We start from the raw sequence: 24,151 nt of genomic DNA on the forward strand, positions 1-24,151 counted from the left end.
CGGCCCCGCCCCGGGGCCCGAACTCACAATCCGGATTCTTTGGTCCGCACCAGCACCGCACCGCATTCGGTGCAGCGCACCACCACATCGGGCGGCGTTTTCGCGATTCGGGCGATCTCGCCGCGGTCGAGCTCGATCCGGCACGCCCCGCACCGGCGGGCCTGCAGCAGAGCCGCGCCGATCCCGCGATCGGTGCGCTGGCGGTCATAGATCTTCAGCAGTTCTTCCGGGAAGACACCGACGAGGTTCGCGCGGTCGGTCTCGCACCGCTGCTGGGCGACGTCGAGGTCGGCCACGGCCGCGTCACGACGCTCCCGGGCGGCCGCGAGATCGGCTTCGGCTTTGTCGAGCCGGGCGCCCGCGTGTTCGTGATCGGAGGCCGACGCCTCACGCCGCTCCATGATCTCGAGCAGTTCGTCCTCGAGCACCGAGCGGCGGCGCTCCAAGCTGCCGAGTTCGTGCTGCAGTTCCGATAGCTGTTTGGCGCCGACCGAACCCGCTTCGAGTACGCCGCGGTCGCGTTCCTCACGTTTGCGGACCGCCTCCACCTCGCCCTCGAGTTTGCGGATATCGCGGTCCAGATCGTCGAGCACGATCTCCACGGCCACGGCCGCATCCTTCTGCGCATTGCGTTCGGTCTCGAACCGGTCGACCTCCTGCTGTTCGGGCAGCACGTTGCGCCGGTGCGCGATCCGGGTCAGCTCGGTGTCGACCTCGGCGAGACGCAGCAGTTTGGCCTGAATCGATGGTTCGACATTCAACGCGAACGAACTCCCTGCACGCTGTGGACGGATAGAACGTCCACCGTACTCGGTCGACGGACGAGGCGACCGCCCGCCGGTCCCGACCCCGGCCACCCGAGCCGACGCGCCGGTCCCACCCCGGCCACCCGAACCGCTGCACCGGCTCCACCTCCCGCCATCCGAACCAACGCATCAGTTCCCCCTCGAGCCCCTGGCCAACGCGCCGGTCACACCTCCGGCCGCACGAGCCAGCGCACCGGCCTCCCCTCTCGGCCGATCCGGTGTGCCGGGCTCACCCGGGTCGCTCGGTCCGATGCGCCGATCTCACCCTGGCAGCACGATCGATGGGTCGGTCTCAACCGGCGCTTCCGACGGTCCACGGGTCGGTCCGCACCCCCGATACCCGTGTTTCCACCTCCGGCAGACCGGTCTGGACCACCTCCGCGGCCTGCGCACACCACGGGAACTCGGTGGCCCAGTGCGCGGCATCGATCAATGCCGGGCCCGAGCGGCGCAGATGCTCGTCGGCGGGATGATGACGCAGGTCGGCGGTCAGGTATGCGTCGACGCCGAGCCGGGTGACGGCATCGAGCAGCGAATCACCCGCGCCACCGCAGACGGCGACGCGGCGCAGCACCCGGTCGGGATCACCGGCGCAACGCACACCCCACGCCGTCTCCGGTAGGGCGGCGGCGGCACGGGCGGTGAACTCCCGCAGAGTCAGTGGTTCGGGCAGCGTCGCGACCCGGCCCAGGCCGAGGTTGCCGGACAACTGGGCGCGTTCGGTCACGTGGTAGGCGGGCTCCTCGTAGGGGTGTGCCGCGCGCAGGGCCGCGAGGATCGTGGCGCGGTCGCGGGGAGCGGCGACGACTTCGATGCGGTCCTCGCTCACCCTGGTCAGCTCCCCGACGGTGCCGACGGCCGGGTTCGCGCCGTTCAGCGGCCGGAACTGACCGGTCCCGGTGGTCCGCCACGCCGCCTCCCGGTAGTCACCGGAGCCGCCGGCGCCGACCGCGAACAGCGCCGCCAGCACCGATTCGGCATGGTCGACCGGCACCTGGATACTCCATTTGTCGACCGCCGGAACAGGTTTGGGCTCGATCGGCCCGGTGACGGTGAGGCCGAGTACCGCCGCCAGCGCGTCGGAAACACCGGGGTCCGCGGAATCGGCGTTGGTATGGGCGGTGAACAGCGCACAGCCCGCCCGCACGAGCCGATGGATCAGCGCACCTTTCGGCCGGTCGGCCGCCACACTGTCCACCCCTCGCAGCAACAACGGATGGTGCGCCACCAGCGCCTGCGCGCCCCAGGAGACGGCCTCCTCGACCACCGCTTCGGTGACATCGACGGCGAACAGCACCCGCCGCACGTCCTCCCCGGGGTCCCCGCACACCAGCCCGACCGAATCCCACGATTCGGCCAGCCGGGGCGGGTAGGCCCGCTCCAGCGTTTCGATGAGTTCCGCGAGCTTCGCCACACCACACCTTTCGTCGACTGCCGTCCGGCGGGCCGGGGTCCTGCCGGGAGCGCCTGAGTAGTCTGTCGCCCACGCCCATGCACCGGAGTCGGGTCTCGATCTGGCCGGGAGCGGGCATACCGCTATCCGCAACAGTAATCCCGGCCGGCCAAGCGGGAACGCAAGTGGTACCACCGATTCGATTGCACTCACGGTTTCGGTTCGAACCGGCATCCGGAGAACGCCCGGTCCGGAGCTGTACCACCGATTTGGCCGGCTGTACCACCGATTTGGCCGTCCGCGCCCGTATGCCCGGTCCGAGTCGCGGACGGCAGGCGAGCGACCACCAGCACCTGTCCGGTAACCGAGTGCTGCGGCCCGCCGCTGTGCGTGGGGCGACAGCGACACAGCGCGCTTGCCCGGCAGTACCTACTTCCGGCATCGTCTCGTGCCGCTGCGGTCGCCCCCAGGGAATGCCGCGCCCCGGCGGCACGAGATTCGGCGAGACGGCGGCACCCCACGCCGTAGGCCCGGCCGCCGAACGTGCAGCCGAGGCGGTAGTCGGCGCCTGTGAACGGTTCGCGTCGGCAGACATTCCCGGCGGCTGGTCCCGGCCGGACCGCCGACTCGGCGTATCGGCGTCCCGGCTCGCCCGCATCTACACCGAACTCGGCGCCGACTCCCGCACCGCCGCCGTCGCCGCGGTCATCGACCTCGTCCGGCGCCGAAGTACGCGCAGATCGTGGCGGTGTGGTCGCGATCGGGCCGCTGATGCGTCGACGAGCCGATCGCCCGCCACGCGGCGGGCCGCCGGTTTCGGCGGTGGGTATCCGTACGCCCGCCGACGAGCCGGAACCCGTCAGCCCGATACTCCGGCGGCATGTAATGCGTCGAGAAGTCGGTCGACCGCCACGCTCGATCGCACCGCGACACGAAGATGATCCGGGCCCAGCCCAGGGAACGTATCGCAGCGCCGCACCGCGACCCCCTGCTGCCGCAGGTGTTTGCGCACCAGCTCCCCGTCCCGGACCTCGAGCAGCAGAAACGGGGCCGCCGCGGGGGCGCCGACCCGGACCCCGGCCGCACGCAACCGATCGGCCATTGCTTCCCGGTCGCGGGTGATGCGCTGCGCCCGGTCCACCGTTTCCGCCAGAGCGCGCGGCGAAGCCGTCGCGGTGATCGCCGCGAGTTGGAGGGTGCCCAGCGGCCAATGCGCGCGTCCGTGAACAAGTTGTTGCAGTACCGCGGGGGCACCGAGCAGATAACCGCAGCGCAGTCCGGCCAGCGCCCAGGTCTTGGTGAGGCTGCGCAGTACCAGCAGATCCTCGCCGGCCGCCGCGGCCAGCGATTCGGGTTCCCCGGGCACCGCGTCCATGAATGCCTCGTCCACCACGACGATCCGGCCCGGGCGTCGCAGCGCACGCAGGGTCTCCGCCGGGTGCAGCACCGAGGTGGGGTTGGTGGGGTTTCCGACGACCACCAGATCGGCTTCCGCGGGCACGAGCGCCGGGTCGAGGGTGTAGGGCGGTTCCAGCACGACCCGGATCACCGGGACCCCCGACTCCCGCAGTGCGAGCTCCGGTTCGGTGAACGACGGATGCACCACCGCCGCCAGCCGGGGACCCAGGCGCGGGAGCAAGGCGAACCCTTCCGCGCCACCGGCCAGGGTGAGCACATGTCCGGGGTCGATCCCGTGCCGGGCGCCGACCGCCTCCCGCGCCAGCCGGTCTTCCTCGGCGCCGGGATACCGTCCGAGCGAGTCCAGGGCCGCGGCCAACTGCTCGCGTAGCCACTCCGGTGGCCCGCTGCCCTGGACGTTCACCGCGAAATCGAGCAGGCCAGGAAGGGCTTCCACATCACCGTGATGACGTAAACCGGCGAGATCGACGTGGTCGGCGAGCATGAGACGCACCCTACGTGGCGCCCGCCCGGTGGTACCGGCCAGAATGGCTGTCGTGGGTGAGCTGCACATATCGTTCGTCTGTACCGGCAATATCTGCCGATCGCCGATGGCGGAGAAAATCCTGGCCGGGCATCTGTCGCGGGCCGGGCTGACCGGCCGGGTCCGGGTGAGCAGTGCGGGCACCCACGGCTGGCATACCGGCGCCGACGCCGATCCGCGCACCACCGAGACCCTGCGCCGGTACGGCTACCCGACCGGTCACAGCGCGGCCGAGTTCGGCCTCGAACATTCCGGTGCCGATCTGATCGTGGCGATGACCAGCGAACACGACCGGGATCTCGCGGCCCGCGGTATCCCGTCCGAGCGCCGGCGGCTGCTGCGCAGTTTCGACCCGGCCGCCGACGGAACCGAAGTGCCCGACCCCTACTACGGCGAGACCGACGGCTTCGAGCTCGTCCGCACTCAGATCGAGGCCGCTGTTCCCGGCCTACTGGACTGGGTGCGCGCCACGCTCGCGGCCCGCACCGCCACCACCGGTGAACCGGAGCCGGTCTGATGCGCCGTCTGGCTTTCCTGCTGCGCCCCGGCTGGCTGATCCTGGCCGCGGTGGTGGCCGCGTTCGCCTACCTGTGTTTCACCGTGCTGGCGCCGTGGCAGCTGGGCAAGAACGAGAGCACCTCCGAACGCAATCAGTTGATCGAGGAGTCGGTGGATGCCGACCCGGTCGCGGTCGGCGATCTGCTCGACGGCGACCGGGCGGCGGCGACGGAGTGGCGCAAGGTGTACGCCGAGGGCAGCTATGTCCCGGATGCGACCGCACTCGTCCGCCTGCGCCACCTCGACGGCGCCCCCGCCTACGGCGTGCTGTCGGCGTTCACCCTCACCGACGGCCGCACGCTGCTGGTCGACCGCGGCCTGGTCGCCGCGGTGGACGGTTCTCAGCCGCCCCCGATCGAGCCGGCCCCCACCGGTAGGCAACGGATCGAGGCGCGGGTACGGGTCTCGGAGAACGTCGACCCGGAGCGGGCCCCGGCCGTGCAGGACGGTATCCCGCACGTCTACTCGATCGACGTGCCGCAGGAAACCACTGTCCTCGGGCTGCCCCTGACTCCCGTCCCAGTGGGTGAGCGCGGCGCCTACCTCCAGCTCGCCGAGGGCCAGCCGGGCGCCTTCACACCCGTCCCGCTCCCCCAGCTCGAGTCGGGCCCCTACCTCTCCTACGGGCTGCAATGGCTGGCGTTCGGCATCATGGCCCCGCTCGGCCTCGGCTACTTCGCCTGGGCCGAGATCCGCGAACGCCGCAGGTCCCGGGCACCGGAGCAACCTGAGCAAGCCACCACCGAAGCCGCACCCGTCACCAAGGAAGCGCGTCTGGCCGACCGCTACGGCCGCACTCCCCGCTGACGATTCGGCACGGTCGCGCCGCACTACCTGACGGCCAGGTCGGACACCGCGCATTGCGGCAGCTTCCGGAGCAGCGGCTCGAAATCTCGGATGCCGAGGACGGCCGGACCCGACTCAGGCGCGGGTAGCCGCAGACCGAGCCACGGCCAGCGCCACCGCCGAGGCGAGCGCCGCGTACTGAACCAGTTTCGACAGCCGCACCGCCCGTCGCAGATCGGCGAGGGTCGGGGCCGGTCCGTCGCCGAGTTCGGGGCGCTGTTCGATCCCGTGCCGGTATTCGGTGCGCCCGCCGAGCCGGATACCGAGCGCGCCCGCGGCCGATGCCTCCACCACGCCTGCGTTCGGGCTCGGATGCCGGCGCGCATCGCGGCGCCATATCCGCACGACGTCGCGCGGTCGGCCGCCGACCGCCGGCGCCACCGCCGCGGTCAGCAGTCCGGTCATGCGCGCGGGTAGCAGGTTCGCGATATCGTCCACGCGCGCCGCAGCCCAGCCGAACCGCCGGTACCGCTGGTTGCGGTACCCGATCATCGCGTCCAGCGTGTTCACCGCCCGATAGCCCAGCAGGCCCGGCGCACCCGCCACGGCACCCCACAGCAGGGGCGCGACCGCGGCGTCGGAGGTGTTCTCCGCAATCGACTCCAGCGCGGCCCGGGCCAGTCCGTCGGCGTCGAGGGCCTCCGGGTCGCGACCGCACAGCGCGGGCAGCAGTTCCCGCGCTCCCGCCAGATCGCCGGATTCGAGCCGCTGCGCCATCGCATACCCGGTCCGCTCCAGACTCCGGCCGCCCAGCACGGTCCAGGTCGCCAGGGCTACGGGCAGCGCACCCCCGCGGCGGACCGCGAGACCCACGCCCACGGTCGCGCCGACCAGCACCGCCTCGTGCAGGATCCCGGCCCGCCGCCGGTCCGCATAGGTCGTCGTCTCGACAGACGCCGCGAGCATCCCGAACCCGGCCACCGGATGCCACCGCTGCGGATCACCGAACAGACGGTCCAGCGCGAATCCGGCCAGCAGACCGGCCGCCGTCGAAACACCGCTACGCACCGGCCGAGCCTAGCCGTCACCGCATGCAGGCGGCGGGGGCGGTGCGCCGGGCCCGGGAGCCGGCAGCGTCCGGTCCCGATTCCGCCGCAATATCCTGGTGTATGCCGCGGTTGTCACAGATCGAATGGCGGTGTCGTCATTCCGACGACACAGTATTGCCCGGCCCACGGGCCCGAGGACGAAGGAATCGCAGTGACCGACGGACACGCCCCCGCCGACCTGGCCGCTCGTTTCGAGGAACTGCGCCCGTACCTGCGCCGGCTCGCCTACAGCACCCTCGGCAGCCTGGCCGATGCCGACGATGTGGTGCAAGAGGCGTGGCTGCGATTGCAGCGGCACCAGGAAACCGGCGGTACGCCCATCGACAACCTGCAGGCCTGGCTCACCACTGTCGTCGGGCGGCTGGCGCTGGACCAGCTCGGGTCGGCGCGGGTACGGCGCGAACAGTATGTGGGCGAATGGCTGCCGGAGCCCGCGGTGGCGGATTGGGAGGATCCGGCGGACCGGATCTCGCAGGACGAACGGGTAACCATGGCGCTGCTGGTGGTGCTGGAGTCGCTGTCGCCGGCCGAGCGCACCGCCTTCGTGCTGCAGGATGTGTTCGGGATGGCCGGCCCGGAGGTCGCCGAGGTGGTGGGCCGGACCCCGGCCGCCGTGCGCCAGCTGGCGTCGCGGGCGCGAAAGCGGGTCGAGGACGGGACGCCGCGGTTCCCCGCATCCCCGGACGAACACCGGAAAGTGGTCTCGGCGTTCGCGCTGGCCTGGCGGTCCGGGGATATGAACGCGCTGCTGGGCGTGCTCGACGACCGGGTCTCGCTCACCGCGGACGGCGGCGGGAAGGTGCCCGCGATCCGCAAACCGGTGTACGGCGCCGAACTCATCGCCAAGATGCTGCTCGGCTGGTACCACGCACCGTCGGCACCCGGTGGCTGGGGCCGCACGATCGAGGTGAACGGTATGCCGGGGCTGCTGGTGTTCGACGGCCGCCATCCAGGGGTCTTCTCCTTCACCGTCGATGCGGGCCGGATCACCGCCATCCACGCCGTCCGCAATCCCGACAAACTGCGCACACTTCCGGACGATATCGGCGGGGAGTGGCTGCTGAACGAATCAGCCGAGGACACCGGCCCGGGCCAGGACTGATGCGGCGCGATGGAAATGCGTGCATCCGCAACGGGACGGCCGCGGTCGTTTCGACCTGCGGAGATGACGCGCTCGCTCCCCACGGACGAATCCGAAGGGGCTCGCGTTAGGTTGTCGTGATGAAGATCGAAGTCAGCGGACATCAGCCCGAGATCCACGATTCCGCGTGGATCTCGCCCACAGCCTGCGTGATCGGCAAGGTGAAGCTCGAGGCGCAGGCCAGCATCTGGTACAACGCGGTACTGCGCGGCGATACCGAGCTGATCACCGTCGGCGAGCGCAGCAATATCCAGGACGGCTGCGTACTCCACGCCGATCCGGGTTTCCCGACAACGGTCGGCGCGGGTGTTTCGGTGGGCCATAACGCGATCCTGCACGGTTGCACGATCGAGGACGACTGCCTGATCGGCATGGGGGCGACGGTGCTCAACGGCGCGGTGGTCGGGCGCGGCAGTCTGATCGCGGCCAATGCGCTGATCCCCGAGGGTGCGCAGATCCCACCGGGTTCGCTGGTGGCCGGTGTGCCCGGCAAGGTGCGCCGGGAGCTCACTCCCGAACAGCAGCGCGGGCTCGAGCTCAACGCGATGGTCTACCTGCACCATACGTCCGAGCATCGGACCGCGAAGGAGCTGTGAAACACAATCCCCGGACACTTTTACGGACAAGCGTCCAGTTGGTGACTGATACGATGGACCCAACGTATCCGGGGAGACGGGCGAGCTCGAAACCCGCTGTCCTGCAAGACGCCGGCGTTTCGGGCGAGCCCGAGCGCGTAGGCACCCCAGGTGCCGGCAGGAGGTATGAAGGGTGGCGTGTGAGCATTCCGAGACGCGCCGGCCGAACAGGCGGGTCAGCGTGGCCGATATCGCCGCGCAGCCAGGGGGTATCGAAGCGTTACGGCGGCGCGTGCACGAACTACGTTCCAGCGGGGAAGATTTCGCGGCCAATGCCATAGAACGCGAGATGGCCGAACTAGACCTGTCTGCGGAGTGACCCCGCGCGACCGGGCACAGCCTCGTCGCCACCGGCTTCGATCCGGCCGCCGCCCCGGACAGGAATCAACTCCGCGGCGCAAGACGGCCGGCGACGGCGGCCGCGGAAGCATCCGGATCCGGCCGGTCCCGCAGCAGACGCTGGATCGGCCTGATCGCAACCTGGATGCTCAATACCCGCATTGCGATATCCCGCAACACAGCCAGCATCGAACTGCGCCGAAACATGAGCCCGGCCAGATTGCGGGAAGTGTCCTGCGCAGCCTCGACCCGAGGTCGTTGCGAACTCTCGTAGTGCCGGAGCAGCCGCTCGACGTTCCCCGGCTCCGCGTAACGGAGGATGCGAGCGAGGACCCAGGCGGATTCCATTGCCATTCCCGCACCGATCCCCGCCGTCGGAAGAAAGCCGGCCGCCGCGTCGCCGAGTAGAACCGTGCGCCCGTCGGCCCAGACAGGAGCCCTGCAGTCGCTCAACGGCCAGTAGAAGGGGGCCGGATCGTCGGCGACCGCGCGCAGCACGCGGTCGGTCCGCGGACTGATGGTCTTCAACCGCTTCCGGACGCTGTCCACGAACACCTCCGGGGACGCTTTCAGCTCTTCACTCGGACCACCGAGGAATACACCGAGCTGCCCCAGCACCGGGTAGACGCCGAGGAAGAACCCGGCTCCCCACAGTTCCTCGCCCATATCGCCGTCGACATCCGGTGACGCCCACACAACCCAGCCGCCCCATGCGGTATCGACGACATCGACGCCCCGGTCGCCGAGGACTAGCTCGCGGGTCGCGGAATGGATACCGTCGGCCACGATGACGAGGTCGAACGCGAGCCGCAGGTTTCCCGCAGGGGTATCGAAGGTCACTGTTGCTTGCTCGGGCGAGTCGTCGAGCGCCGTTACGGTCGTCCCGTAGGCGACCTCACAGCCGTCCGCGGCGAGAACGTCCATGAGCTCGCCTCGCCCGATGCCCCGGTAATCGCCGAATCGGTCGAGTACTGCCGCCATCGAGTCCCGCCGGAGCATTCGTCCGGTGTGCGAGCGGAAACCGTAGCGCCCCAGCGGGATACTGTTGTCGACATAGATTTGCCGGACACCGAGGTCGTCCAGGGCCGCGTCGACCATCGGCATCAGCGCCAGCATGTACCCGGGATGCCCTTCACCGGCCGCTCGCTCGATGAGCACCGGGTTCCTGCCATCGCGCCGAAGCAGCTGCGCAATCGTTACGCCCGCGATTCCCGCACCGACGACAAGAATCTTCATATCGTCGTCCGCGGCCCGAGCGTACTGATCCTCGACGCCCACCGGCTTCCGCATACCGCCCTCCACTTCCTGGTGCCACCATTTTTGGACCACCCGGTCCACACTCACTGTAACAGCGTTTGGACCAGGCGGTCCAGTGTGGTGCGGCGCGGTATCGGATCCGCCGGGCCGGGGATCTCGACCGTCCAGCCGTCGACCGCCGCGCTCCATTCCGCCGCACGCAGGCGAGCAGGCGAGCAGGCGAGCAGGCGAGCAGGCGAGCAGGCGAGCAGGCGAGCAGGCGATTGTAGGATCCGGATATGCCGAAAGGTGACATCAGTCGAATGTCTGCGCAGCGACGCGAATTGCTCGTGCGTACCGCCGCAGGCGAGTTCACCTCGGCCGGCTACGAACAGGCATCCCTCAACCGGATCATCGCGCGTTGCGGCCTGAGCAAAAGCTCCTTTTACCATATGGTTTCGTCGAAACGAGAGCTCTTCGAGATCGTGGTAGGCGACCTCGCTGCCGCATTGACCGCGCGGCTGAGCATCCCCGAACCCGAGGCATTCGCCGGACCCGCGTTCTGGGATCGAATCGAAGAACTCATCGGCCGGCTCGGCGAGATCGCCCTCGGTGACGACGCCTTTCTCGCACTCGGCCGGTTGTTCTATCTTTCCGGCACACCGGATACCACCATCGCCCGCGCCCTCACCCGGATCGAGGAGTGGTTACACCGAGTCCTGCTCATCGGCCGCGATTCGGGCGCCGTGCGCGACGACCTGCCGGTGACATTACAGAGCAGGCTTGTCGTCGCCGTTCTCCGTTCGCTCGACGAATGGTCGGTCCAGCACGCCACCGCGATGCCGCCCGCCGAACTCGAGGAACTGCTGCGCGCCCAGGTCCGAACTGTCCGGCGGCTGCTCGAGGCCGACTGAGCCCGGTACCCGGTGGCAGGTACGGGTACCGGACCGAACCGGGAAAACAGTCCGATACAGTGGGGAAACCATGCCACTCGTACCGCCGATCCTGCAGCGTATTCTGTCCGAACCTTCCCCCGACAGCACGAAGGTCCTCGACAGCGCGCTTTCGGCATTCCTGGACTTCGGGATCAAACGCACCAGTATGGGCGAGATCGCGCGACGGGCCGGGATCAGCCCCGCCACCCTCTACCGCCGCTTCGAATCGAAGAACGACCTGGTCGAAGCGGTGACGGTGCGGGAAGCGCAGCGTTTCGTCGCCAAAATCGACGACCGGGTGCGCACAGTGGCCGGGTCCGACGATCAACTCGTGGAGATCTTCGTCGCCTTCATCTCCGCCATTGCGGGCAACCCGCTGCTGTCGCGGCTGCTGCGCACCGAACCGGATCTGGTGCTGCCCCGCCTCACCACCGAGGCCGGCCCGATACTCGCCGTCGGCCGCACCTACCTTGCCGCGAAACTCCGCGAACTCGGCGACTACGACGACAGCGCCGATTTCGACCCCGACCTGGTCGCCGAGATCATGGCCCGGCTGGCCCTGTCGCTGGCCCTCACACCCGACGGCCTCATCCCCATCGAAGACGAGGCGGCCGGACGGGAATTCGCCCGCCGCACGCTGCTGCCCATGGTCTCCGGCCCCACCGCCGGCTAGCTCTCACAGCGCGAAAGCCCGGTTCACCAGCTCGTCCAGCTCGTGCTGCATGGCCGGCACGGGATCCGGTCCCTGCGCCAGCTCACGCACCAGACGAACGATCGCGATCGCCGGCGCGGTGGCGGGATCCGGTAACGGCAGCCGGGAAACGTACTGGGTGATCCAGCGGCGGCGGCCGGAATACAGCCGGTTACCGCAGACGGCGTCGTAGAACCGCACCCCCAGCGCCGAGTTCGCGACCCCCATCATCAGATAGGCCAATTCCTCGACCGGCCATTCATCTCCCAGCTCGGCCAGCGAGATCCAGTAGCAGTCACCGTTGACCACCGCACCCGACCGGTCCAGCGCGAACCGCGGCCGATCACTGATATCCGGGAAAACCACCTTCGGCGCCCGCCACAGATGCGGCCGCTGCGGCACCCAGTGTTCGAACCATTTCCGGCCGGCGGCGGCGAGATAGGTCCGCGCGCTCAATGCCTCCCGATACTGCTCGAGATATGCGGCTGTCCGCGGATAGTCCATCAGATCCACCGGCATCCGGCGCGGATGATCCAGAACGTAGGGGTACAAGACCCGAGTTCGCCCGGTGCGCTCGACCCGCCACGGACGCAGGTCGTGGTGGGTGATGAGTTGGCACAGCAGCTCCGGTTCGGTATCCGGATCGCCCCAGTCCGCGGCGATGAAAACACTGTCCGCATTGGTCTTTATCCCCACCCGGATACGCGCGAGGTCGCCGAATGTCCGCCACATCCGCGCTGCTACCGCGTCGAGCCAGTCGTCCTGCCCCACCCGGGCCATCCGCCACCCCACCGACGCCGAACCGGCCGGCACCGCCAGTTCCCCCACTGTCACCGCGAACCGCCTGCCCTGCCACCGGATCGTCGCGTCGGTATCCGCGCCCAACGCCTCGAACAGGTCCGCTTCCACAGCAACCGGCCCGAAATCCGCCGCGAACCCGCGGGGCCCGAAACCCGCCGCGCTCACCCCCTCCTCGTCGTCCACTGCCTCCCGCCCGTCCCGCTCTGCGTGGCCCCCGCAACTACGGTCCACAGCCTCCTGCGGCCCCGTATCCAGCGCGGGAGCCACCCGCCCCTGCCACACGTCCTTCCTCGCGTCGAATACCGGTTCGCCGAGCTCATCCGTCCCTTCTCCCGCACCGGGTGACGGCATAATCGGCGCCGCCCGCACAGGGTCGCCAATCACCGGCGCGGGTGCCGCCGGCCCTGTTACAGCGTCGGCACCGCCCGGATCCGCACCCGGGGCCACGACGTTCTCCGCCCGCGGCACCGCGGGGGGCTTGATACTGTTCGGTGTCGCTCCGCTCGCCGGACCGGGCGTAACAGGGTCCACCCCCGCAACGGCACGGCCTGACCGGCATTCCCGGCCCGGCATTGCACCACCGTGCATCTGCGCCGCGGAAGTTCGCTTCGCCCCGACCGGCGTCACGCCCTCCGCCGGATTCCGCGTGCCGCGAGTCGGCGCGGCGACCGAATCACCCCCTCGGCGCGAGTGGTCCGACGGATTCGCCGGCGCCGTCACCGGAGCAACGGCCTCGTCCACGCGGCGTTCTCCGACCGCGCGACTCACCCACCGGTCCGGGCTCTCCTGGTAAACCGACACATACCGGCACCGGTCGCGCGCTTGCCCCCGTACCGCGATGGTCACCGCCGGCAGCACTGCGGCGTCGAAGAGTTTCGTATCGCCCAGGTCATACAGTTCCACGGGCGCCAGCTCACCCAACAGCACCGCACGCAGATTCGCGCCCGCCTTCGTGGTGAGGAACCGATTGGCGCACAGCAGGCCGAAAACCCCGCCCGGCACCAGCAACCGCGGGACCGCTGCGACGAACGGGTGGGTGAGATCGAACCGGCCGCGCAGCCCGAACTGCCCGCGTAATGCCTGCGCCGCTTCACCACCCAACTGCTGGGTCCGCACATACGGCGGATTTGCGATCACCACATGGAAGGATCGCGCCCGCAGCGCGGCACAGCCGGCGAGGAAATCGGCCTGCCGCCAATCGACCGCGATCCCGGCCCGCGCGGCTCGCTCCCGCGCCACCTGCAGGCCCTCCGGGTCCAGGTCGTAACCCACCAGCTCCACCGGCACCCCCGGCAGCCGTTCGGCAAGGGCAGCCTGGATCGCGAACAGCAATTCCCCGCCCCCGCACGCCGGATCCAGCACCCGCAGTCCCGACTGCGGTGCCACCACCCGCGCCGCGACCCGTCCGGCGAGAAACTCCGCCAACGCGGAAGGGGTGTAGTGCCGACCGTGCCGCTTACGCTCGCCGGCCCCCGCACCATCGCGTCCCATGCGCGCATTCTCGTCCACGCAGGCCGCGAACCCGGTCATTTCCGGAATCACCGGCCGCCACCACGGGAAAAGTGTTGACCGCCGACCACTGGCAAGCATGTGGGCCGCTGACAGCCGAGATGTTCGCAGTCGGCCATACCCGTTGATGCAGCGTCCATGGCGGGCGACGCAACCGGACGCAACGATTCGGACGGGTGTCATGGCGATCGTATGGTCACCGCCCGGCACCGTCGCCTTGCCGGCCACCCGGATGTCTTCACTCGGCAGCGACGTGAACGTCTGCTCTATTGCACAACTGGCCGCCGCCGCAGGGATCGGCACCACGGTGACCGCCGCCGCAACCGGGTTGTTGTTCCTGGCTGCCCCGCTGCCGGACGAACCGCAACTACTGTCCGACCGCCATACACCCGAAGGGCCTTGGAGCGTCATTGCTCCAAGGCCCCCTCGCGAGACGGCTCCTACCGCGTCACAGCGGGATGTTCTTGTGGTGGCTCGGCCGTGCGGGAGCGGCGGCCAGGGCCGCGGCGATCACACTGCGGGTTTTCGCCGGATCGATGACCTCGTCCACGACTCCGATGGACAGCGCCCGCTCCACGCCGCCGGCGATGGCCTCGTGTTCGGCGGTGAGCCGTTCGTGCAGCGCTTCGCGTTCTTCCTCCGGCGCGGCGGCCAGGGCTTTCTTGTGCAGGATGCCGACGGCGGCCTTCGCGCCCATCACCGCGACCTCCGACCCCGGCCAGGCGTAGACCGCGGTGGCGCCCAGCGAGCGGGCGTTCATCGCGATATAGGCGCCGCCGTAGATCTTCCGCGTGACCAGCGTGACCCGCGGCACCCGGGCCTCAGCGAAGGCGTGCAGCAGTTTCGCGCCGCGGCGCACCACGCCGTCCCATTCCTGGCCCACACCGGGCAGGTAGCCGGGGACGTCGGTGATCACGATCAGCGGGATCCCGAAGGCGTCGCACAGCCGGACGAAGCGGGCCGCCTTCTCCGCACTCTTGGAATCGAGGCAGCCGCCCAGCCGCAGCGGGTTGTTCGCCAGCACACCGACGGTGCGACCGGCCAGCCGGCCGAGGCCGGTGACCATGGAGCGGGCGTAACCGCCCTGGAGTTCTTCGAAGCTGGATTCGCCGTCGACGTTGTCGAGCAGTTCGTGCACGATCGGTTTCACGTCGTAGGCGCGTTTGGCCGATTCCGGCAGCATGGCCTGCAGATCGACATTGCCGTGCTCGGCGGTGACCGGATCGAATTCGCCCTGTTCGGCGAACATCGAGACCAGGCGGCGCGCCCGGTGCATCGCATCGGCTTCGTCGTCGGCGACGATATGGGTGACGCCGGACTTCTTGCCGTGGGTTTCGGGGCCGCCCAGGGTGGCCATATCGACCTGTTCACCGGTGACGCTGCGCACCACATCGGGCCCGGTGACGAAAACCCGGCCCTCGGGCGCCATGATCACGATATCGGTGAGGGCGGGACCGTAGGCGGCGCCGCCGGCGGCGAAACCGAGTACCACCGAGATCTGCGGGACCAGGCCGGACGCGCGGACCATGGCCTCGAAGACCAGGCCGACGGCGTGCAGTGCCTCGACGCCCTCGGCGAGGCGGGCGCCGCCGGAATGCCACAGGCCGACCACGGGAACACCGGAGTCGATGGCGGTATCGATGGCGTCGACGATATGTTTGCAGCCCTCGACACCCATCGCGCCGCCCATCACGGTGGCATCCGAGCAGTAGGCGACAGTCCGTACACCGTCCACTTCGCCGACCGCGGCGAGCACACCCGACTTGTCCCGCGGATGCAGCGGTAGCACCGTGCCGGGATCGAAGAAGCGTTGTAGCCGGCCGAGCGGATCGCGCGGGTCTGTCGCGGTTTCCTGATGGCGGGCCGGAGCGATAGTGGTCATCGCGTTTTCTCCTCGAGTGCATGCGGCCGGTGTACGGGCCACAGGGTGCCGAAACCCAGCGCGGGGCCGACCGGTACTACCGGCGGCCCCGCGGGGGTCGTCGAACTTATTCGGTCGAAGACTCGGGCTTATGCCCGGCCGAAGGCGAGCGCGACATTGTGCCCACCGAAACCGAACGAGTTGTTGATCGCGTACTCGATCTCCTGGCGGCGGGCTTCGCCGTGCACCACGTCGAGGTCGATCTCGGGATCCTGGTTGTCCAGGTTGAGAGTGGGCGGCACGATACCGTCCCGGATGCTCAGCACCGTCAGCACCGATTCCAGCGCACCGACGGCGCCGATCGAATGCCCCAGCGCCGATTTGGGCGCGTAGACCGAGGCATGGTTGCCGACGGCCTTGTTGATCGCGTTCGCCTCGGCGGTATCGCCGATGGGGGTGGCGGTCGCGTGCGCGTTGATATGGGTGATGTCCTGCTTGGACAGACCCGCGGTCTGCATGGCCCGGGTCATGGCGCGGGCGGCGCCGGTGCCCTCGGGGTCGGGGGCGACCAGATGGAAACCATCCGAGGTGATCCCGGCACCGAGCAGGCGGGCGTGGATGGTCGCTCCGCGTGCCTTGGCGTGCTCCTCGGTTTCGAGAACCATGAGCGCACCGGCCTCGCCGAAGACGAAACCGTCGCGGTCGGAGTCGAACGGACGCGACGCGCCCTTCGGATCGTCGTTGCGGGTGCTCATGGCGCGCATCATGGTGAACGCCGCGATCGGCACCGCGTCGATGAAGCCTTCGACGCCGCCGGTGACGACCATATCGGCGTCACCCATCACGAGCATCCGCCAGGCGTTCGCGATGCCCTCCGAACCGGACGAGCAAGCCGAGACCGGAGTGACCACTCCCGCCCGGGCCTTCAGCTCGAGACCGACGACGGCGGACGGCCCGTTCGGCATGACCATCTGAACAGCGAGCGGCGAGATCTTGCGATAGCCCCCGTTCTTCAGTTTGTCGACCGAATCGATGAGCGCGTCACCGCCACCTAGTCCAGTGCCGATGGCCACACCCAACCGGTCCGGATCGACCTCCGGGCTGCCCGCATTGCGCCAGACTTCACGGCCCAGCACGGTGGCGAGCCGCTCGACATAGGCCATCCGCCGGATCTCGACCCGGCTCAGCAGGCTGTCCGGCGACACCTTCAGGTGGCCGCCGATACGAACCGGGAGGTCGTATTCCTCGACGAAGGAGTCCTCGAGAACGTCGATACCGCTCTCGCCGTTGAGGAGTCCCTTCCACGTCGCATCGACGTCACCCGCGATGGACGTGGACGCCGCCAGACTGGTGACGACGACGTTGGGGAAGTTCCCGTTCAGGGTGGAAGGAGTGGTCACGGTGTCGGCCCTACTCGGCGTTGTCGAACTTGGCCTTGAGCTCGGCGGCCATCTCGGCGTTCTCGGCCTCGAGCTTCTGGACGTAGGCGACGGAATCGCCGACGGTCTTCAGGCTGGCGAGATCCTCGTCGGGGATCTTCACGCCGTACTTGTCCTCCATCTGCACCGCGATCTCGACCATCGACAGCGAATCGATGTCCAGGTCATCGACGAAGGACTTCTCCATCGTTACCTCGGAGGGCTCGATACCGGTCACCTCTTCGATGATCTTGCCGAGTTCCTCGACGATTTGTTCCTGGGTCAGAGCGGCCACTTCGTGGCTCCCTTCTTGTTTCTCCGTATAGGGCTTTACTCGGTACTTCGGGCCGGGACGGCGAACGGTTACGCCGCCCGGTGCCGGGTTCCCGCCGTGAATCGGTGGAAACTCGGCCGCAGGAACGCTAGCCGGAGCTCGTGAGCCCGGTCAGCGCGGGGATGTCCTCGGGCGTCTTCAGCGCCAGGTTCGGGGTGCCCTTGAGCTCCCTTTTGGCAATGCCGACGAGGGTTCCCGCCGGTGGCAGCTCCGCCACCGCCGAAACGCCGGCCTGCCGGACGGTTTCGGTGCACAGGTCCCACCGGACGGGCCGGGTGACCTGCGCGGCGAGCTTGGCCACCGCATCGGCACCGGATTCGACCGGCTTACCGTCGGCATTGGACAACAGTGTCCGGGTGGGTTCGTGCGGCGTGATCTCGGCGATCGCCGCCGCTACCGCCTGCTGGGCGGGTGCCATGAACTCCGTGTGGAACGCGCCCGCCACCGGCAGTGCCCGCACTCGCGCCTTCTCCGGCGGATTCGCCGCCAGTTCGGCGAGGGCGTCGAGCCGGCCGGCCGCGACGATCTGACCGGCGGCATTGCGGTTGGCGGGAACCAGCTCCAGTTCCGTGAGCCGGGCCAGCACGGCGGCCTCGTCGCCGCCGAGCACCGCGGACATACCGGTGGGTTCCAGCGCGCACGCTTTCGCCATTTCGGCACCGCGGATAGCCGCCAGCGTAACCGCTTGGTCCGCGGAGATCACTCCGGCGACAGCGGCCGCGGCGAGTTCACCCACCGAATGGCCGGCCACGATGGTGTCGGCCGGTACCCGGTTCTCGCCGATTTCGGCATAGGCGAGCAGCGCGGCCGCGACCACGAGCGGCTGGGTCACCGCGGTGTCGGTGATCTCTTCGGCGGTCGCCTCGGTACCGAGCCGGATCAGATCCAGACCCGATTCCTTCGACCACAGTGCGAGGCGGTCATGCGCGCCCGGCAGGTCGAGCCAGGGCGCGAGCATGCCGGGTGTCTGAGAGCCCTGTCCAGGGGCGAACAACGCGATCACGTACCTAAGAAAACACTGTGAAGCCGCTCTCGCGAGATGTCGACGTGAATAGAGCTTGCGGACGGCTTTTGTATGGTCCCCACAAAAGCCCGCGTGGGGTGTCCGGATCGCGTGAAGGATCCCAGCCGTTACAGCCCATCTTTGTCCATCGGGACAAAAGGTTCCTCTGTGACTGGTGACGATGATTCGTTACGAGTTCGTGTCAGCCGACCCACTGTGGCGGCGATTCGCAGCACGTAGGAGTCCCGCGGGTTGAGCGGATCCCGGCCCGTGACCTCACTGATGCGCTTCAGGCGATAACGCACAGTATTTGGATGAACGTACAGTTGCCGAGCACACATCTCGACTGCGCCGCCGCATTCCAGATAGGCGTCCAGCGTGTCCGCCAAGGCGGAACCGGCCGAAGCCAACGGAAGCACAAGGTACTCGACAAGTGCGTCCACCGCAGCTCGATCACCGAGCAGGGCACGTTCGGGCAACAGTTCCATCGCGTGCACGGGCCGCGGCGCGTCCCGCCACCCGATGACGGCCTCCATCCCGGCCAGCGCCTCGAGCGCGCTGCTGTGCGCCGCGCCCAGGGTGCGGGTGGTCGGCCCGATCACCACGGGACCGTCGGAGAACGCTTCGGTGAGCAGATCGTCCATGAAAGGCGAGGAGTGCGGAGCGTCACCGAGATGACCGCTCACCACCATCACCAGACGCGACCCCTGCACCACCGCGAGCGCCGCCCGGCCGTGCCGGGCCGCGATGGTGTGCACCGCACCGACCACCGAGATGCCCTGATCCCGCGGCGGGGTACCCACCAGCACCGTGGCGGGCGCGGTGGCGTCCCAGTTCAACGTGGCCGCCCGGGAAAGCATGTCCGGGCCGGTGTCCCCACGCACCACCGCATCCACCACCAGCGCCTCCAGCCGGGTATCCCAGGCACCCCGGGATTCGGCGGCACTGGCGTACACCGAGGCGGCCGCGAAACCGAGCTCACGCCCGTACCGCAGCACCGCCTCGGTGAGCGCCACCAGCTGGCGATCGTTACGCGCCAGCGCGGGCAGCCACTGTTCGAAGAACTCCATGGCCACCCGCACCATGTCCACGGTCTGGCGCAGCGTCAGCCGCCGCGCCAGATCCTGCGGGATCACCTGGAAGGCGTCCAGGCTGAACCGGATATCGCTGTCCGGGTCCTGGAGCCATTCCAGGAAGTTGACCACCGCGGTCTGCACCAGCATCTGCACACCCGCACGCTGCGCGGCGTCCAGATCGGCGAAGAACGGTAACCGGTCCTGCATCGACCCCACGGCTTCGGTGGACAGCCGGCCGGAGAACTGCTTGACGCGTCGCAGCAGCGTGTCCGGTAAAGGGTCGCGGGTCTGCCGGTTCGGCGACAGGGCGCCGGTCGGCAAGTACACCTCGTTCGCAGAGGAGCCTTCGGTGACCCGCCGGGGCCGCGGTGGTCTGCGTTCGATCATCGAGTTGTCGTCACTCCGCGTCTCCTGCCCCACCGGCGGTGAACTTCTCGGCGGCCGATACATCGTCGATCCGGTACCGGGCGGCGGCCTCGGCGGCCTTTGCCGGGTCGAGTTTGCCCATCCGGCCCAAACCCGCCAGCGCGGCGACGGTGATGGATTCGGCGTCCACGTTGAAGACGCGACGGGCGGCCGGGCGAGTATCGGAGAAACCGAACCCGTCGGTGCCGAGGGTGGTGAAATCGCCTGGTACCCATTTGCGGATCTGATCCGGTACCGCGCGCATCCAGTCCGAGGCCGCCACGAACGGCCCCTCGGCGCCGGCCAGCGCCCGGGCGACGTAGGGCTGCCCCGGATCCTCACCCGGGTGGTGCAGCGCCTCGATCTCCAGTTCGAGGGCCTCGCGACGCAGCTGGCCGTACGAGGTGACCGACCAGACATCGGCGGCCACACCCCAATGATCGGCCAGCAACTGCTGGGCCCGCAGACCGTCGGGCACGGTGACGCCGGAGACCAGGATCTGCGCGCGCACATCCCCCGCACCGCCCTTGCGGTACAGGTAGATGCCCTTGAGCAGGCCGTCCACATCCAGGTCCGCGGGCTCGGCCGGCTGCTGGTAGGGCTCGTTGTACAGGGTGAGGTAGTAGAAGACGTTCTCCCCGCCGAACCCGTCCACACCCGGAGTTCCGCCGTACATACGGCGCAACCCGTCGCGCACGATATGGGCGATCTCGAAGGAGAACGCCGGATCGTAGGACACCACGGCCGGGTTGGTGGCGGCCAGCAGCAGCGAATGCCCGTCGTTGTGCTGCAGGCCCTCACCGGTGAGCGTGGTCCGCCCGGCGGTCGCGCCGAGCACGAACCCGCGGGCCAGCTGATCGGCGGCGGCCCACAGCCCGTCGCCGGTGCGCTGGAACCCGAACATCGAATAGAAGATGTAGAGCGGGATCATCGGCTCGCCGTGGGTGGCGTACGAGGTGCCGACCGCGGTGAACGACGCGGTGGACCCGGCCTCGTTGATGCCCTCGTGCAGGATCTGCCCGACGGTGCTCTCCTTGTAGGCGAGCATCAGTTCCGCGTCGACCGAGGTGTAGAGCTGGCCGTTGCGGTTGTAGATCTTCAGCGAGGGGAACCACGAGTCCATCCCGAAGGTGCGGGCCTCGTCCGGGATGATCGGCACGATCCGCTTGCCGATCTCCTTGTCGCGCAGCAGTTCCTTCATCAGCCGCACCAGGGCCATGGTGGTGGCCACATTCTGCTTCCCCGACCCCTTGCGCACCGACTTGTACGCTTCGTCGCCCGGCAGTTTCAGCGGTGCGGTATTCGTCCGCCGTTCCGGCAGGAACCCGCCGAGCGCCTTACGGCGATCCAGCATGTACTGGATCTCCTTGGTTTCCGCGCCCGGATGGTAGTACGGGGGCAGGTAGGGATCCTTCTCCAGCTCGGCGTCGCTGATCGGGATCCGCTGCAGATCGCGGAAATCCTTCAGATCCTGCAGCGTCAGCTTCTTCATCTGGTGCGTCGCGTTACGGCCCTCGAAATGCTTACCGAGGGTGTAGCCCTTGATCGTCTTCGCCAGGATCACGGTGGGCTGGCCCTTGTGCGCCAGCGCCGCCGCATACGCCGCATACACCTTGCGGTAGTCGTGACCACCGCGCTTGAGATTCCAGATCTCCTGATCCGACAGATCCTGGACCAGCGCCTTGGTGCGGGGATCGCGACCGAAGAAATGGTCGCGGACATAGGCGCCGTCGTTGGCCTTGTAGGTCTGGTAATCGCCGTCGGGGGTGGTGTTCATCAGGTTCACCAGCGCGCCGTCGCGGTCCGCGCCCAGCAGCGCGTCCCATTCGCGGCCCCAGACCACCTTGATCACATTCCAGCCGGCACCGCGGAAGAACGACTCCAGTTCCTGGATGATCTTGCCGTTACCGCGCACCGGGCCGTCGAGGCGCTGCAGGTTGCAGTTCACCACGAAGGTCAGATTGTCCAGACCTTCCATGGCTGCCACATGGGCCAGACCGCGCGATTCGGCCTCGTCCATCTCGCCGTCGCCCAGGAACGCCCACACATGCTGATCCGAGGTGTCCTTGATCCCGCGATCGTGCAGGTAATGGTTGAACCGGGCCTGATAGATGGCGTTCATCGGGCCCAGGCCCATCGACACCGTCGGGAATTCCCAGAAATCGCTCAGCAACCGCGGATGCGGGTAGGACGGCAGGCCCTTGCCGAGACCGCCGTGGCTGTACTCCTGGCGGAACCCGTCGAGCTGATCGGTGGACAACCGGCCCTCGAGGAAGGCGCGGGCATAGATACCGGGCGAGGCGTGACCCTGGATGAAGATCGAATCGCCGCCGCCGGGATGGTCCTTACCGCGGAAGAAATGGTTGAACCCGACCTCGTAGAGCGCCGCCGAGGACGCATAGGTCGAGATATGCCCGCCGACGCTGATCCCCGGGCGTTGCGCCCGGTGCACCATGATGGCCGCGTTCCAGCGGATCCAGGCCCGGAAGCGCCGCTCGGTCTCCTCGTCGCCGGGGAACCAGGGCTCGTTCTCGGTCGGAATGGTGTTGACGTAATCGGTGGAGGTGAGCGACGGAATCGAAACCCGGCGCTCACCGGCGCGCTCGAGCATGCGCAGCATCAGATAGCGGGCGCGGCCGGGGCCTTCGCGGTCCAGCATCTCATCGAAGGATTCGAGCCATTCGCTGGTCTCCTCCGGGTCTATATCCGGTAGGTAAGAGGCCACTCCTTCGCGAATCACACGGACTCGGCCACCGGGCGGCACGCCGTTGGCGTTGCTCGGGGTGGGCGCGGAACCCGGCTCAGCGGATTCCGCCGGGACGCCAGAGTGGATCAGATCGGTCAAAACTGCTCCTCGTACAGGGGGTGGTCGAGCTGATGGCTGCGGTGACCCCGAATGGCCCGCTGGTGTGCAGGTCACCCGTGACGACTAGTTCCGGGCGCGCCCGCGTCCTTGCGTGGCGCGTCCCACATCATCATGTCAGCCGCTCATCCAGTACCGTTCGACAGGCAGGGCTACGCAGTGGTAACCGAGGAGTCGGAGGACGATGCAAGGGCTGGACCCGCGCCGATTCGGGCTGATCTGCGCCGCGGCGGCACTGGTCACCGGCGCGACCGTGGTGGGTTGCGCGAACCAGATCGAAGGCGTCGCGACACCCAACGCCGCCGAAGCCACCGCCTACCGCAGTTTCGCCTCCTCCTCGTCGGCCGCCGCCACGTCTTCGCAGATCGCCGCCGCCCGCGACAAGGCCGTCGCCGACAACTGCGGCCTGTTCCCCGGCACCACCGGCAACGGCGTCACCAAGTACAACGAGTTCGTCGATGCGCACGACAGCAACGCCCCCGACTACGACGCCAAACGTGACGCGGCGGTCGCCGCGCTCGACGATGCCGCGAATCAGGTCGAGGGCGGGGTGAACGCCGCCGGAACGAACCTGCCCGAGGATCTGAAGGCGAAACTCACCGAATACGTCGACGCGGCGCGCGCCCTGTCCCAGGCGACCCGGGAGATGACCTATATCTCTCCCGTCGGACCGCTCAACGATGCCAGCAAGCGCGTGAACGACGCGCGCAACGCGGTGCGCGATGCCTGCCCCGGATAATCTCGAATGCCCGTCACCAGGCAATTGTCGCGACATCAGAAATTCGATCTACCCGATCGGCTTGCGTTAGGGCCGATAACCATGTTCGCTTGCAGATATCTTGTAGTCGGGAGTTGAGGAGGGACGCCACCGTGGTCGCCGCGGCGGACGATCAGAATTTCGCTCAGAAGCTTGGCATCACCCACGGCATGGTTGTCCAGGAGCTGGGCTGGGACGAGGACACCAACGACGACCTCCGGGCCGACGTCGAGGAAACCGCCGGCAGTGAACTGCTGGACGAGGATTCCGACGAGGTCATCGACGTCGTCCTGCTGTGGTGGCGGGACGGCGACGGCGACCTGGTCGACGAGCTGATGGAGGCGATCGGCCCACTGGCCGACGACGGCTTCATCTGGGTACTCACCCCCAAGACAGGTAACGACGGGCACGTCGATCCCAGTGAGATCGCCGAATCCGCACCGACGGCGGGGCTCACCCAGACCTCGGCGATCAAACTCGGTGAATGGTCGGCCAGCCGCCTGGTGCAGCCCAAGGCACCGACCAAGCAGCGCTGAGCCGCCCACAGCTGTGC

General features: G+C 68.5%; 21 protein-coding genes. 9 read left to right on the forward strand and 12 right to left on the reverse strand.

Translation table 11 applies throughout. The features are described from left to right. Positions 1–23 precede the first annotated feature (23 nt). The 3 genes from IU448_RS23805 to cobC all read right to left on the reverse strand — a co-directional run bounded on the left by IU448_RS23805 (position 24) and on the right by cobC (position 4,102). Entirely contained in the window at positions 24–761 is a 738-nt protein-coding gene (locus IU448_RS23805; protein ID WP_195057871.1) for a zinc ribbon domain-containing protein, read from the reverse strand. 337 nt (positions 762–1,098) lie between these two features. Continuing rightward, the gene (locus tag IU448_RS23810) at positions 1,099–2,220 is read right to left on the reverse strand and encodes a Nif3-like dinuclear metal center hexameric protein (RefSeq protein WP_324188692.1); all 1,122 of its coding nucleotides are present in this window, start codon (positions 2,218–2,220) and stop codon (positions 1,099–1,101) included. An 838-nt stretch (positions 2,221–3,058) separates the two neighbouring features. Next, positions 3,059–4,102, reverse strand: coding sequence for an Rv2231c family pyridoxal phosphate-dependent protein CobC (gene cobC / locus IU448_RS23815; protein ID WP_195057873.1), 1,044 nt, complete (start codon positions 4,100–4,102; stop codon positions 3,059–3,061). A 43-nt stretch (positions 4,103–4,145) separates the two neighbouring features. Between cobC and IU448_RS23820 the strand changes: the two genes are divergently transcribed. Beyond that, on the forward strand, positions 4,146–4,658 hold the full coding sequence (locus tag IU448_RS23820; protein WP_195057969.1) for a low molecular weight protein-tyrosine-phosphatase: 513 nt from the start codon (positions 4,146–4,148) through the stop codon (positions 4,656–4,658). After that, the gene (locus IU448_RS23825) at positions 4,658–5,506 is read left to right on the forward strand and encodes an SURF1 family protein (protein WP_195057874.1); all 849 of its coding nucleotides are present in this window, start codon (positions 4,658–4,660) and stop codon (positions 5,504–5,506) included. Before IU448_RS23820 ends, IU448_RS23825 begins: the two co-directional genes overlap by 1 nt. Before the next feature lie 114 nt (positions 5,507–5,620). Here the strand turns inward: IU448_RS23825 and IU448_RS23830 are convergent, their stop codons facing one another. Continuing rightward, entirely contained in the window at positions 5,621–6,553 is a 933-nt protein-coding gene (locus tag IU448_RS23830; RefSeq protein ID WP_195057875.1) for a cobalamin biosynthesis protein, read from the reverse strand. A gap of 192 nt (positions 6,554–6,745) precedes the next feature. Here IU448_RS23830 and sigJ point away from each other — a divergent pair, with 192 nt between their 5' ends. From sigJ to IU448_RS23845, 3 genes are all read left to right on the forward strand, one after another. Further along, complete coding sequence (sigJ, locus tag IU448_RS23835) at positions 6,746–7,696, forward strand: RNA polymerase sigma factor SigJ (protein ID WP_280459258.1); 951 nt, start codon at positions 6,746–6,748, stop codon at positions 7,694–7,696. Between the two features lie 119 nt (positions 7,697–7,815). Continuing rightward, a complete protein-coding gene (locus IU448_RS23840; protein WP_195057876.1) occupies positions 7,816–8,331 on the forward strand; it encodes a gamma carbonic anhydrase family protein in 516 nt (171 codons plus the stop codon). A 220-nt stretch (positions 8,332–8,551) separates the two neighbouring features. Further along, a complete protein-coding gene (locus IU448_RS23845) occupies positions 8,552–8,689 on the forward strand; it encodes a hypothetical protein (protein ID WP_228813949.1) in 138 nt (45 codons plus the stop codon). Between the two features lie 65 nt (positions 8,690–8,754). Here the strand turns inward: IU448_RS23845 and IU448_RS23850 are convergent, their stop codons facing one another. Next, the gene (locus IU448_RS23850) at positions 8,755–10,053 is read right to left on the reverse strand and encodes an NAD(P)/FAD-dependent oxidoreductase (protein ID WP_324188693.1); all 1,299 of its coding nucleotides are present in this window, start codon (positions 10,051–10,053) and stop codon (positions 8,755–8,757) included. Between the two features lie 215 nt (positions 10,054–10,268). Between IU448_RS23850 and IU448_RS23855 the strand changes: the two genes are divergently transcribed. Both IU448_RS23855 and IU448_RS23860 read left to right on the forward strand, forming a co-directional pair. Then, complete coding sequence (locus IU448_RS23855) at positions 10,269–10,859, forward strand: TetR/AcrR family transcriptional regulator (RefSeq protein ID WP_228813951.1); 591 nt, start codon at positions 10,269–10,271, stop codon at positions 10,857–10,859. Between the two features lie 70 nt (positions 10,860–10,929). Next, the gene (locus IU448_RS23860) at positions 10,930–11,553 is read left to right on the forward strand and encodes a TetR/AcrR family transcriptional regulator (RefSeq protein WP_195057879.1); all 624 of its coding nucleotides are present in this window, start codon (positions 10,930–10,932) and stop codon (positions 11,551–11,553) included. 3 nt (positions 11,554–11,556) lie between these two features. On the opposite strand, the gene IU448_RS29155 is transcribed toward IU448_RS23860, so the two are convergent. From IU448_RS29155 to aceE, 7 genes are all read right to left on the reverse strand, one after another. Next, positions 11,557–13,863, reverse strand: a complete 2,307-nt coding sequence (locus IU448_RS29155) for an Eco57I restriction-modification methylase domain-containing protein (RefSeq protein WP_228813953.1) — start codon at positions 13,861–13,863, stop codon at positions 11,557–11,559. A 466-nt stretch (positions 13,864–14,329) separates the two neighbouring features. Continuing rightward, positions 14,330–15,763, reverse strand: a complete 1,434-nt coding sequence (locus tag IU448_RS23875; RefSeq protein ID WP_195057880.1) for an acyl-CoA carboxylase subunit beta — start codon at positions 15,761–15,763, stop codon at positions 14,330–14,332. A gap of 128 nt (positions 15,764–15,891) precedes the next feature. Continuing rightward, positions 15,892–17,142 carry a KasA/KasB family beta-ketoacyl-ACP synthase gene (locus tag IU448_RS23880; protein WP_195057881.1) on the reverse strand — a complete coding sequence of 417 codons (1,251 nt, stop codon included), beginning with the start codon at positions 17,140–17,142 and terminating at the stop codon, positions 15,892–15,894. A gap of 10 nt (positions 17,143–17,152) precedes the next feature. Then, on the reverse strand, positions 17,153–17,455 hold the full coding sequence (acpM, locus tag IU448_RS23885) for a meromycolate extension acyl carrier protein AcpM (RefSeq protein ID WP_195057882.1): 303 nt from the start codon (positions 17,453–17,455) through the stop codon (positions 17,153–17,155). Between the two features lie 127 nt (positions 17,456–17,582). Continuing rightward, positions 17,583–18,497 carry an ACP S-malonyltransferase gene (locus tag IU448_RS23890; RefSeq protein WP_195057883.1) on the reverse strand — a complete coding sequence of 305 codons (915 nt, stop codon included), beginning with the start codon at positions 18,495–18,497 and terminating at the stop codon, positions 17,583–17,585. A gap of 128 nt (positions 18,498–18,625) precedes the next feature. Beyond that, on the reverse strand, positions 18,626–19,960 hold the full coding sequence (locus IU448_RS23895; RefSeq protein WP_228813957.1) for a PucR family transcriptional regulator: 1,335 nt from the start codon (positions 19,958–19,960) through the stop codon (positions 18,626–18,628). Between the two features lie 10 nt (positions 19,961–19,970). Continuing rightward, positions 19,971–22,823 carry a pyruvate dehydrogenase (acetyl-transferring), homodimeric type gene (gene aceE / locus IU448_RS23900; RefSeq protein ID WP_195057884.1) on the reverse strand — a complete coding sequence of 951 codons (2,853 nt, stop codon included), beginning with the start codon at positions 22,821–22,823 and terminating at the stop codon, positions 19,971–19,973. Positions 22,824–23,025: 202 nt separating this feature from the next. Between aceE and IU448_RS23905 the strand changes: the two genes are divergently transcribed. Both IU448_RS23905 and IU448_RS23910 read left to right on the forward strand, forming a co-directional pair. Next, entirely contained in the window at positions 23,026–23,580 is a 555-nt protein-coding gene (locus tag IU448_RS23905; protein WP_195057885.1) for a hypothetical protein, read from the forward strand. Positions 23,581–23,711: 131 nt separating this feature from the next. Continuing rightward, the gene (locus tag IU448_RS23910; protein WP_033244929.1) at positions 23,712–24,134 is read left to right on the forward strand and encodes a DUF3052 domain-containing protein; all 423 of its coding nucleotides are present in this window, start codon (positions 23,712–23,714) and stop codon (positions 24,132–24,134) included. Positions 24,135–24,151 lie beyond the last annotated feature (17 nt).

The sequence above is a fragment of the Nocardia flavorosea genome, assembly GCF_015477805.1.
Lineage (GTDB): Bacteria > Actinomycetota > Actinomycetes > Mycobacteriales > Mycobacteriaceae > Nocardia > Nocardia flavorosea_A.